The organism is Actinoalloteichus hymeniacidonis (assembly GCF_014203365.1).
In the GTDB taxonomy this organism is placed as follows: Bacteria; Actinomycetota; Actinomycetes; order Mycobacteriales; family Pseudonocardiaceae; genus Actinoalloteichus_A; species Actinoalloteichus_A hymeniacidonis.
This window is the reverse complement of sequence record NZ_JACHIS010000001.1, coordinates 2,204,846-2,216,793: the sequence shown is the minus strand read 5'-3', so window position 1 is coordinate 2,216,793 and position 11,948 is coordinate 2,204,846. Positions and strand designations below refer to the sequence as shown.

Annotated in this window: 7 protein-coding genes; 6 read left to right on the top strand and 1 reads right to left on the bottom strand. The window is 67.9% G+C overall.

Going from position 1 to position 11,948, the window contains the following annotated elements; genetic code table 11:
• Positions 1-47 precede the first annotated feature (47 nt).
• Positions 48-1,373: a glycoside hydrolase family 27 protein gene (locus BKA25_RS09805; protein WP_216637743.1), complete on the top strand. Its 1,326-nt coding sequence runs from the start codon at positions 48-50 to the stop codon at positions 1,371-1,373.
• Between the two features lie 339 nt (positions 1,374-1,712).
• The gene (locus BKA25_RS09800; RefSeq protein WP_069850437.1) at positions 1,713-2,600 is read left to right on the top strand and encodes an NYN domain-containing protein; all 888 of its coding nucleotides are present in this window, start codon (positions 1,713-1,715) and stop codon (positions 2,598-2,600) included.
• A 62-nt stretch (positions 2,601-2,662) separates the two neighbouring features.
• Here the strand turns inward: BKA25_RS09800 and BKA25_RS09795 are convergent, their stop codons facing one another.
• Entirely contained in the window at positions 2,663-3,715 is a 1,053-nt protein-coding gene (locus BKA25_RS09795) for a glucose 1-dehydrogenase (RefSeq protein WP_069850438.1), read from the bottom strand.
• A 340-nt stretch (positions 3,716-4,055) separates the two neighbouring features.
• On the opposite strand from BKA25_RS09795, the gene BKA25_RS09790 reads away from it, so the two are divergent.
• The 4 genes from BKA25_RS09790 (at position 4,056) to BKA25_RS09775 (ending at position 11,774) form a co-directional block, all read left to right on the top strand.
• A complete protein-coding gene (locus BKA25_RS09790) occupies positions 4,056-4,772 on the top strand; it encodes a (Fe-S)-binding protein (RefSeq protein WP_069853825.1) in 717 nt (238 codons plus the stop codon).
• Positions 4,754-6,184: a LutB/LldF family L-lactate oxidation iron-sulfur protein gene (locus BKA25_RS09785; RefSeq protein WP_069850442.1), complete on the top strand. Its 1,431-nt coding sequence runs from the start codon at positions 4,754-4,756 to the stop codon at positions 6,182-6,184. Before BKA25_RS09790 ends, BKA25_RS09785 begins: the two co-directional genes overlap by 19 nt.
• Entirely contained in the window at positions 6,177-6,815 is a 639-nt protein-coding gene (locus BKA25_RS09780) for a LutC/YkgG family protein (protein ID WP_069850444.1), read from the top strand. Before BKA25_RS09785 ends, BKA25_RS09780 begins: the two co-directional genes overlap by 8 nt.
• A 762-nt stretch (positions 6,816-7,577) precedes the next feature.
• A complete protein-coding gene (locus BKA25_RS09775) occupies positions 7,578-11,774 on the top strand; it encodes a ThuA domain-containing protein (protein ID WP_236750301.1) in 4,197 nt (1,398 codons plus the stop codon).
• Positions 11,775-11,948: the final 174 nt, after the last annotated feature.

Below are 11,948 nucleotides of genomic sequence, written 5' to 3'. Positions count from 1 at the left end.
GTAGACACGGTCGCGAGCAACGCCGACGGTCACCGAAGGAGTACGCGATGGGCACACCACCGGAGAACGATCCGGCAGGCGAACCGGACTCCAGCACAGCCCGGCGGGGTCGATCGGCCTCGACCCCGCCGATGGGGTGGAACAGCTGGGACTGTTACGGCGGGTCGGTCCGGGAGGCGGAGGTGCTCGCCAACGCCCGGTACCTACGCGATCACCTGCTCCCGCATGGCTGGGATCACGTGGTGGTGGATATCCAGTGGTACGAACCCACCGCCGACACCGCCGGGTATCACGAGGGCGCCGTGCTCGATCTGGACGCCAACGGACGTCCCATGCCCTCGGTCAACCGCTTCCCCTCGGCGGCGGACGGGGCGGGCTTCGCGCCCTTGGCCGCACGAATCCACGAGATGGGCCTGCGGTTCGGACTGCACATCCTGCGCGGTATCCCGAGACAGGCCGTCGCGCAACGGCTGCCGATCCTGGGCACCGACTGGACCGCCGCGGACGTGGCCGACCACGATCACGTGTGTCCGTGGAACCCGGACAACCTCGGGCTCGACCACGAACACCCCGGCGCGCAGGCCTACTACGACTCGCTGCTGGCCCGGTTCGCGGAGTGGGGCGTGGACTACGTCAAGGCCGACGACATGCTCGCCCCCTATCACGCCGCCGAGATCGCCGCGTTCTCCCGGGCGATCGAGGCCAGCGGCAGGCCGATGGTGCTCAGTCTCTCCCCTGGCACGGACCTGGGGCTGGAACATCTCGATCATCTCGTCCAACACAGCGATGTGTGGCGGATCTCCGACGATCTGTGGGACCGGTGGCCGCTGGTCTACGACCAGTTCGAGCGGATGGCGCGGTGGGCGCCTCATGCCGGGCAAGGCCGGTGGCCCGACGCCGACATGCTGCCACTGGGCCGGATCGGGATCCGGGCCCACGGTGGCGATGATCGACGCTCCCGGCTGACCCGCGACGAGCAGCGCAGCCTGATGGCGCTCTGGGCGATGGCCCGCTCCCCGCTGATGTTCGGCGGGGATCTACCCAGCAACGACGACTGGACACTCGGGCTGCTCACCAACGACGCGCTGCTCGCGATCACCAAGGACAGCGTCGACAACCGACAGCATCGCCGCGAGGGGGAGCTCGTGGTGTGGACGGCGTCGAGTGGGGATGGCCGGATCCGCTACGTCGCGCAGTTCAACCTCGGGGACGTCCCGGCGGATTCGACGGTCCAGGCGGCGGAGCTGGGTACGGACGCCGACGATCTCGTCGTCGACATCCTCGGCTCCGGCACGCCTGTCCGGTTGGGGGTGAGTCGCCGGACCCCGCTGCCGCCGCACGGCTGTGTGCTGTGGGCGATCAGCTCGAGTTGAGCATCCGGTTCGGACCGCGATTCTCGCCTCGGATTCGATCGAGGTGGCCTGCACCGGGACCATCGCGTGCGAGGCTCGGTTGATCCGCAAGCCACCCGCCGAGTAGGCCAATACGCGCGACTAAATCCTTCGATCCGGTCGGTGGGGATGTTCAACCGGGTGAAATCCCTGGCGTCCCGTCCAAATCAGCGAGAAACCGGGGGTGGTGACAAGACTGGTGGAAGGATGGCCGATAATGGCGATGCGTCCACGGGCGCAGTATTGCGTTGGCTGCTCCGTTGAGTGGCCGGGGGTCGCCATTTCTTCAGGCGGCCCCTTTTCCTGTAGAGAGGGCTGCTGATGGATCGATGTGCGATCTTCGTCGACGCAGGCTATCTCTACGCCGAGGGCGGACGGTTGTGTCGGCAGACGACGTCCCGTTCGGCGCTGCTGCTCAACCCGGAGCCCTTCCTTGGCCTGATGCACTCGGTCGCGCAGACCTTGACCGGGCTCCCGGTGCTGCGCACCTATTGGTACGACGCTGCCAGGGGCGGGCATCGGACCAGCGAACAGCGGGCCATCGCGGTGCTGCCCGACGTGAAGCTACGGCTGGGCAGGCTCAACGGCAGTGGCCAGCAGAAGGGCGTCGACGCCCTCATCTACCGCGACATGATCATGCTGGCCCAGCGGGGTGCCGTCAGCGATGTACTGCTGGTCAGTGGGGACGAGGACCTGCGCGAGGGGGTTCGCACCGCGCAGGACCACGGGGTCCGGGTGGTGCTCGTCGGGATCGAGGCCGAGAGCGGGAAGTACAACCAGTCCGAGGAACTGGTCTTCGAATCCGACCGGCTGCACAGCCTGACCAAGGAGGAGCTGACGCCGGTCTTCGATCTCCGGCCGCCGCCCGCTCCGCCGAGCCTGCCGGTCTCGATGTCGGATCCGCTCTCGATCGAGGGGGAGGCCGCAGCGACGTCGGCCACCGCCACCAACCCGTTCCAGGCCATGCTCACGCCGCGAGCGGCCTCGGCCGAGTTCACCGCCCGCTGGCTGGCCAACAGTTCCAGCGAGGAGATCGCGGATCTGCTGTCCCGCAGGCCAAGCATCCCCCATGCGCTCGATCAGGGTCTTCGAGCCCACGTCGAGCAGGCGCTCGGGATCGACCTCCAGGAACAGGAGCAGACGCGCCGGGATGTCCGGTCGGCCTTCTGGGGTGTGGTCACGGCCAGCACCGACCCCCGGCTGCCCTGACCCGGCCAAGGCGGACGGCCGGTGCGCCCGGCAGAGTCGAGCCCGGCGGAGTCGCCCGCCGCCTAGGTGGTGAGATCGATGACGACCTTCACGTCGTCCTCGTGGTGCTCGAACGCCTCGGCGAACCGATCCAGCGGCAGCCGTCGGGTGATCAATCGTTCCAGCCAACCGGCGTCCGCCGAGGCCAGCACCTCGGCTGCCAGGGTGTAGTGGCTGAGGTTCGCGTTGACCGAGCCGAACACCGCGTCGTTCTCCAGCACGATGCTCCGGTTGATCATCCCGAGGTCGGTGGGCAGGGTCCGACCGGGCGAGGAGACACCGGTGAGGCAGACGATGCCGTACTCGGCGGTCATCGCCATCGCGCCACACACGAGCCGGTCGACGCCGGTGGCCTCGATGACGATGTCGGGCCGGAGCTTCTCGCCGACCGCCGTGATGTCGGCGTTGTGGTACTCGGCGCCGAGGTCTTGGACCAGGGAGACCTTGGGTCCGCCGGTGACCCGGTCCAGCACATGGACCTCCAGGCCGCGTTGGACGCCGATGAGAGCGGCGAGCAGCCCGATCGGTCCGGCTCCGGTGATCAGCACCGTCTTGGGATCGAACCAGGACCGGTTGCCGATTCGCTCGATCTGATCCCAGGCCTTGGCGACCACGCTGGTCGGCTCCAACAGCATGCCGACCTCGGACAGCGACGGGTCGAGCCGGACGGCGTAGTCGGTCTCCAGCGTCCAGGACTGGCTGGCATAGCCGTCCAGACCCTGGATGCCGCGTTCGGTGTAGCGGCCATTGCGACACATGTCGAAGTAGCCTCTGGCGCAGGCGCCGCACGGCTCGGGGTCCGGTCTGCGGACCACGCCGACGACCAGGTCGCCTGGAGCGAGATCGGCACCGTCCGGTGCCTGGCGAACGCGGCCGAGCGACTCGTGGCCGATGATCAGCCGCTGCCGGTCGGGCGGGGCCTGGCCGAACTCGGCGTCCACGATCTCCCGATCGGTCCCGCACACGCCGACCGCGATCCCGTCGACGAGCAGTTCGTCGGGTCCCGGTACCGGTTCCGGTACCTCCTCGACCCGCAGGGAGTCGCGTTCTCCCGGCGTCACCGTCAATGCCCGCATGTCCGGTCTCCTCCCCGACAGCTGCCCCAGTCCAGGCCGACCGAGACCGATCAGAGCAAACCATGACACGCGGCGTGCCGGGCCCGCCGTAGGCACACCCACATCTGTCCCAGACGCGGTCACCCATCTCATCGGTCACCGCCGTCGGAGTGGTCTCGCCGTTCCCGGCGGCGGTGCGGCCAGACGGGTGCATACGCCTCGACGGTGGTGCCGGGGCGACTGCCGGCCGGTTTCAGCCGCGCGATTTCCGGCCCGGTGGCGGCCTGATCGCCCGGTGGTCTGACAAGCTCGACGACACCGGCAGGATGACAGCGGACAAAGGGAGCTGGTAGGCGTGCGGGTGGCGTTGTTCGCGACGTGCGTGACCGACACGTTGTACCCGCGAACCGGGCAGGCCGTGGTGCGGTTGTTGGAACGTCTCGGGTGCGAGGTCGACTTCCCCGAGGCCCAGACGTGCTGCGGTCAGATGCACTACAACACGGGGTATCCCAGGCACGCCACGGCGCTGGCAGGCGACTACGAACGCATCTTCGCCGAGTACGACGCGGTGGTGGCGCCGTCCGGTTCGTGTGTGGGGATGGTGCGGGAGATCTATCCGAAGCTCCTCGGTTCCGCCAGAGCCGCGTCCTACAGCCACGAGTTGTCGGAGTTCCTGGTGGACGTCCTCGGGGTCACCGATGTCGGCGCCTACTTCCCCCATCGGGTCACCTACCACCCCACCTGCCATTCATTGCGGATGCTGAAGGTCGGGGATCGGCCGCAGCGGCTGCTGCGCGCGGTCCGGGGTCTGGAATTGGTCGAGTTGCCCGAGGCCGAGTCCTGCTGCGGTTTCGGTGGCACCTTCGCGATCAAGAACTCCGACACCTCCAGTGCGATGTTGGCGGACAAGATCAGCGGCATCACCCGAACCGGAGCCGAGGTCCTCACCGCCGGGGACAACTCCTGTCTGATGCACATCGGCGGCGGTCTGTCCCGGCTGCGCGCCGGGGTAAACCCGGTCCACCTTGCCGAGATCCTGAGCAGCACCGAGGAGGAGCCATGGCAGGCCGTGGCGTGACCTGGCTCGGCACGCCGACCTTCCCGAAGGCGGCGCGCACGGCCCTGGCCGACACCCAACTCCGCACCAATCTGCGCAATGCGACCACCACGATTCGCGGCAAGCGGGCCGGGGCCGTGGCGGAGTTGCCGGATTGGGAGCCGCTGCGCCGCGCGGGCGAGGCGATCAAGGACGAGGTGCTGGCCAACCTCGACACCTATCTGGAGCGGTTGGAGGCGGCGGTCACCGCGCGCGGCGGTGTCGTGCACTGGGCCCGGGATGCGGCGGAGGCCAATGCGATCGTGCTGCGGCTGACGCGGGAGGCGGGCGCCGACGAGGTAGTCAAGGTCAAGTCGATGGCCACTGCCGAGATCGGGTTGAACGAGGCGCTGGCCGAGGGCGGTGTGCACGCGGTCGAGACCGACCTCGCGGAGCTGATCGTCCAGCTGGGCGAGGATCGTCCGTCGCACATCCTGGTGCCCGCGATCCACCGGAACCGCTCGGAGATCCGGGAGATCTTCCGCCGGGAGATGCCCGGGGTCGACCAGGACATCACCGACGAGCCTCGGGAACTCGCCGAGGCGGCCCGTAAGCATCTGCGGCAGAAGTTCCTCACCGCGAAGGTGGCGGTGTCGGGGGCGAATTTCGCGGTGGCCGACAGCGGGTCGGTGGTGGTGGTCGAGTCCGAGGGCAACGGTCGGATGTGTCTGACGCTGCCGGAGACGCTGATCACCGTGATGGGGATCGAGAAGCTGGTCCCGACGTGGTCGGATCTGGAGGTCTTCCTCCAATTGCTGCCGCGTTCGTCCACTGCGGAGCGGATGAATCCCTATACCTCGGTGTGGACCGGGGTCGCTCCCGGGGACGGGCCGAAGAACTTCCACCTGGTGTTGTTGGACAACGGCCGCACCGACACGCTTGCCGACACGGTGGGCAGGCAGGCGCTGCGCTGCATCCGATGCTCTGCCTGTCTGAATGTGTGCCCGGTCTACGAGCGCACGGGCGGCGCGGCCTATGGGTCGGTCTATCCCGGTCCGATCGGGGCGATCCTGACCCCGCAGCTGCTCGGCGAGGACGTCGACGAGCAGGCTAAGTCCTTGCCGTACGCCTCGTCGCTGTGCGGGGCGTGCTTCGAGGTGTGTCCGGTGCGGATCGACATTCCCGAGGTGCTGGTGCATCTGCGGGCCGAGGCCGTGGAGTCCAAGAGCAAGGCGGCCCCGGAGGCGGCGGCGATGTCCGCGCTCGCCTGGGCGATGGGCAACCCGCGACGCTGGGCCGCGGCACAGAAGGCGGCAGGTGTCGGACGACTGTTGAGTCGGGGCGGGCGGATCAGCGGGCTGCCGTGGCCCGGATCGCGGTGGACCGCCTCACGTGATCTGCCTGCGCCGCCGAAGGAGACCTTCCGGGCGTGGTGGAGGAGGACCCGTGGCTGAGGCGACCGAACCGAGCGCAACCGCCAAGGCGGCCGTGTTGGGCCGGATCCGGGCCGCACTGGCCGATCGGCCCGGCCCGGTCACGGTGCCCCGGGACTACGACCGCACTCGGTCCACGGCCGATCCGCTCGCTTTGTTGGCGGAGCGCGTCGAGGATTACCGGGCGACCGTCCATCGGGTCGACGCGGCGGAGCTACCCGATCGGATCGCATCCTCGTTGGCGGCGCGTGGCGCCCGCCGGATGGCCGCCCCGGTCGATCTGCCGACGACGTGGCTGGCGCCCGAGGTGACCTGGCGGTTGGACACCGATCAGGCGCTGACCATCGACGAGTTGGACGGCATCGACGGCGTGCTCACCGGGTGCGCCGTGGCGATCGCCGAGACCGGGACACTGGTGTTGGACGCGGGGGCAGCACAGGGCAGGCGGCTGCTCACGCTGCTGCCCGACTATCACCTGTGCGTGGTGCGGGCGGATCAGGTGGCGGTGTCGTTGCCCGAGGCGTTGGCGCGGTTGGACGGGACGCGGCCGCTGACCTTCGTGAGTGGACCGTCGGCGACCAGCGATATCGAGCTCAACCGGGTCGAGGGCGTGCACGGCCCCCGAACACTCGAGGTCGTCATCGTCGGCTGAGGGCGCGCTCGCCGATCGAACGTTCGCCACCGTCCCCGGCGGGCCGCGCAGCGGTCCCGCCGGGCGCTTCGAAGGAGCTTCGGACGCGCTGAAAAGCCCGCGGCGCGGCCTGTTCTCGGCGATTTCCCGCTGTACGTTCACCCAGTATTGACAAGGTCGGTCCGCTGTACTTAACTGATTATGTTATCCGCCATCTTCCCGGGCAGGCGGCGCCTGGGTGTTAGCGGTCGTTTGATTAATGACCGATGGACGCACCACGTCGCTAGCGCGATGATCCACTCGGTGTCGAATTTCGAATCGACGCCGGGCCGGAATCATCGGGAGAGGTTGGCCGATTTGTCAGCTCGCCGATCCGGCGACCCGAGACGACAACGAGAGCTCTCGGGTACCGGTTGACCGGTGCGACCGCACGTCCCCCGACTCCTCCGGCCGGGACCTTTCGCGGTCACCCGCACCTGACCTGCATCGTTCGTGGCACGACCCTGCCTGTCGACCGATCACCCACGCCGGGTGACGGCTGACCGGCTTTGGCTGCGCGCGGTAGCAGGGGAGGCCGATCCCCACCGACCGCAAGATCGAATTCCACCCATCCGCTCCGGCCGACTCCAATTCCTCGTCGGGCGGACATTCACGCTGCCCGAATTCGGCCGCTATCCATCGAATCGCGTTCGACCAACCCGCCGAAAGGAGTCGACACGTTTCCACCGGTCGCCTGCTGCGCCGACCGACGCATTCTCCCAACCGTTGAACAAGGAGCACCAATTGCATCGCATCAGACGAGCGATGGGATTACTGATCGCATCCGCTCTTGCCGTGCTGCTCACGGGGCCGATTCCCCAGGCAGCCGCTCAGGACTCCGACCAGCCCGAGTTCCGCGCCCTGTTGTTCACCAAGGCCGTCGGTTATGTGCACAACTCGATCCCGAACGGGATCGCGATGTTCGAGCGGCAGGCCGCCGAAGAGGGCTTCGAGATCGTCGAGACCGACGACTCCAGCATCTTCAACGACGAGGATCTCGCGACGTTCGACGCGGTGATCATGCTCCAGAACTCGGGCATGATCTGGGAGACCGACGAACAGCGGGAGGCCATCCAGACCTACCTGCGTAACGGCGGCGGCATCACCGCCGTGCACAACGCCCTGGACATGGGCATCGAGAACGACTTCCCGTGGTGGGACGACACCATCAACGGCGGGGCCCACATGCCCACGCACTCCCCCGGCACGCTGGACGGGACCGCGTTCACCCTGGACCGCGTTCACCCGTCCACCGAGCACCTTCCGGTGCGGTGGGAGCGGGCGGAGGAGTGGTACAACTTCGACCCCAACCCGAGGGGCAACGTCCACGTCCTGGTCGCCGCCGACGAGCGGACCTACGATCCCGGCAACGACGCGATGGGGCCGGACCACCCGATCTCCTGGTGTCACCGGCCCGAGGGCGGCCGGGTGTGGGCCACCGCGATGGGCCACGAGGCCGACACCTACGACAACGAGACGCTGTTCCAGGACCACGTGCTCGGCGGCCTGCGCTGGGCGGCGGGTGTCGAGGAGGGCGACTGCGGCGGCACGGTGTGGAACAACTTCGAGAAGATCTCGTTGGACTCCGACACCGACGACCCGATGCAGCTCGATGTCGCCGATGACGGCCGGGTGTTCGTCGCCGAGCGCGCGGGCGATCTGACCGTCTTCAAGCCGGATACCAACACCACCGTCACCGCGGGTTCGCTGGACGTCTACACCGGCGGCGAGGACGGCCTGGTGGGCCTGACGCTGGACCCCGACTTCGACGAGAACGGTTGGGTGTACCTGTACTACTCCCCCGCCGACGCCGAGGAGGACGTCAACCGGCTCTCCCGGTTCACCATCGAGGGCGACACCCTCGATCTGGAATCGGAGTCGGTGCTGCTGGACGTGCCCGCCTATCGCAGCCGGACCTACCCGGAGCCGGGACACACCGGCGGTGCGTTGGACTTCGGCATCGACGGCAGTCTGTTCCTCGGCGTGGGCGACGACGTCCCGCCGAACCTCTCCCCGGACTGGCAGGGTTACGCGCCGATCGACTGGCGCCCGGGCGAGGAGATGCTGGACGCGGCGCGCACCTCGGGTAACACCAACGATCTGCGCGGCAAGATCCTGCGGATCACGCCGTTGGACGAGGGCGGCTACGACATTCCCGAGGGCAACCTCTTCGAAGAGGGCACCGAGCTGACGCGCCCGGAGATCTACGGCATGGGATTCCGCAATCCCTTCCGTTTCCGGGTCGACCCCGAGACCGGTCACCTGCATGTCTCCGACTACGGCCCGGACCGGGGCGGACAACCGGACGAACGCGGCCCGCAGGGCTTCGTGGAGTACGACGTGCTGACCGAGCCGGTGAACTCGGGTTGGCCGTTCTGTCACGGCGACAACGAGCCCTACGCGCCCTACAACCCGGACACCGGTGAGGTGGGCGAGAAGTTCGACTGCGACAACCTGGTCAACGAGTCGCCCAACAACACGGGTCTGACCGAGCTGCCGCCCGCCGAGATGCCGCAGGTCTGGTACGACTACGACGTCTCGCCGGAGTTCCCGGAGCTGGGTTCCGGCGGCAGCGCACCGATGAGCGGCCCGGTCTACCGGTTCGACCCGGACAGCGATTCGGAGACGAAGTTCCCGGAGTACTTCGACGGGGTGCACTTCTTCTACGAGTGGTCGCGCAACTACATCAAGGAGTTCCACCTCGACGAGGACGATCAGTTCCTCAAGAGCAACGACTTCCTCGGCAACGAGAGCTTCAACAAGCCGATGGACATGGAGTTCGGTGCCGACGGCTCGCTCTATCTCCTGGAGTGGGGCAGCGAGTTCGGCGGCGGCAACAGCAACTCCGGTCTCTATCGGATCGACTACAACCAGGGTCAGAGCAGACCGGTCGCCGTGGCGACGGCGAGTGCGACCAATGGTCCGACTCCGCTGGAGGTGGAGTTCTCCAGCGAGGGCAGCGCCGATCCGGCGGGCGGCGACGTCACCTTCGGCTGGGACTTCGACGGCGACGGCACCGTGGACTCCACCGAGGCGAATCCGACGCACGTCTACACCGAGCCCGGGGTGTTCACCGCTCAGCTGCGGGTGACCAACGTCGCGGAGCAGACGGGATACGCCAACATCGAGATCACCGTGGGCAACACCGCGCCCACCGTGGCCTTCGATGCGCCACCGAACGGCGGCATGATCGAGTTCGGCGATGACGTGTCCTACGAGCTCACCGTCACCGACCCCGAGGACGGCGAGGTCGACTGCGCCGAGGTACTCGTCCGTCCCGCGTTGGGCCATGACGACCACGAGCACGACACGAGCGACATCGCAGGTTGTTCCGGCACGGTCAACACGGCCGACCTGGGTGGACACCCGGAGGGCGCGAATCTGTACTACGTCCTCAACGCGCGCTACACCGACGGTGGCGGCGAGGGTGTCGGCTCGCTGACCGGCTACGACCGACGGGTGCTGCAGCCGAAGAACAAGCAGGCGGAGTACTTCACCGACTCCTCCGGGGTTCGCGTCGTCTCCGAGGCGGGCGCCGAGAGCGGGGCACGAGTCGGGGACGTCTCCGATGGCGACTGGATCTCCTTCGATCCCGTCAGCCTGGAGAACATCGATTCGGTGAGCTACCGGTTGTCCTCGATCGCCGAGGGTGGCGCCATCGAGTTGCGGGCGGGCTCGCCGGACGGCGACCTGGTGGCCACGACGGCGGTGCCCAACACCGGGGATTGGAACGATTACCAGCAGACCGAGTCCGTCGATGTCGAACTGGCGGGCAGCCACACCGTCTACCTGGTGTTCCGTTCGCCGTCGAACAACTCCTTCGATCTGGACTCGCTGCGCTTCGAGGGCGCGGGCTTCAGCACGCCGCCCGGTGGCGGCGAGGACACGACGGCGCCGGTGACCTCGGCCAGCACCACCCCCGGTGAACCCGACGGACAGGACGGCTGGTTCACCAGCAGCCCCGTCCAGGTCACCCTCGAGGCCACCGACGACGACAGCGGCATCGACACCACCGAATACCGCATCGGCGACGGCGACTGGACCACCTACCAGGAGCCCATCACCCTCACCGACGACGGCACCCACACCGTCGAATACCGCTCCACCGACACCGCAGGCAACATCGAGGAACCCCAAACCCTCGACATCGCCATCGACACCACCAGCCCGACCACCGAGGTGGTGTTGCCGGAGGGCAACGACAGCGGTTGGCACGACGGTGAGGTCACCGTGGAGTTGAGCGCCTCCGATGACGGTTCGGGGGTGGCCCGAACCGAGTGGAGCCTCGACGGTGGCGACTGGACCGCCTACGAGGAGCCGGTCACCGTCACCGGCGAGGGCCCGCACTCGGTGCTCTACCGCACCATCGACATCGCGGGCAACATCGAGGCCGAGAAGGCCGCCACCATCCTCATCGACCCCACCGCACCCACGCTGTTGGTGGCGGGGGTGGCCGACGGACGGGTCTACGGCGACGCCACCGACCTCGTGCTGAGTTGGCATGCCGAGGACGGCACCTCGGGTATCGACTCCGTGGTGGGCACCCTGAACGACACGGGCTTGGACTCCGGCGAATACGTGCCGCTGCACCGGCTTCCGTTGGGCTTCCAGGAGTTCTCGGTGACCGCGACCGACCATGCGGGCAACACCACCGAGCAGTCGATCACCTTCGCCACCACCACCTCCACCCGCGACATCAGCCAACTGATCGACCGGTTCCGAGCCACCAACCGGCTCTCGCTCACCGCAACCACCCAGCTGCGGGCACAGCTCGTCGAGGTTCGCCTCGTCGAGGCACGCGGCGACGACATCGCCACCATCGAGGAGCTTCAGACGTTGAAGTCCCTGGTCGCGGACAGCACTCTCGTGACAGCGGACGACGTCCGCAGCACGCTGGATCGCGATATCCAGGCGGTGATCGACGACATCGAGGGGGTATGACGGCCCCTGTTGATCAAGGAGTGAGTCTCACAACGGCGTGAGCCGCTCCCGCTTCGAACGACCTCGGGGCCGACATCCGGTACACCAACCGGACGTCGGCCCCGACGTCATGCCGTCGGGTCGATCGACGCGGATAGCGCCCGGATTCGTAGCTTGCGACTCGGTCTGGACGAT

Excerpts from the sequence above, each read along its gene's own strand:
- BKA25_RS09805 (WP_216637743.1), top strand. The coding sequence starts at position 48 with ATGGGCACACCACCGGAGAACGATCCGGCAGGCGAACCGGACTCCAGC.
- BKA25_RS09800 (WP_069850437.1), top strand. The coding sequence starts at position 1,713 with ATGGATCGATGTGCGATCTTCGTCGACGCAGGCTATCTCTACGCCGAG.
- BKA25_RS09795 (WP_069850438.1), bottom strand. The coding sequence starts at position 3,715 with ATGCGGGCATTGACGGTGACGCCGGGAGAACGCGACTCCCTGCGGGTC.
- BKA25_RS09785 (WP_069850442.1), top strand. The coding sequence starts at position 4,754 with ATGGCAGGCCGTGGCGTGACCTGGCTCGGCACGCCGACCTTCCCGAAG.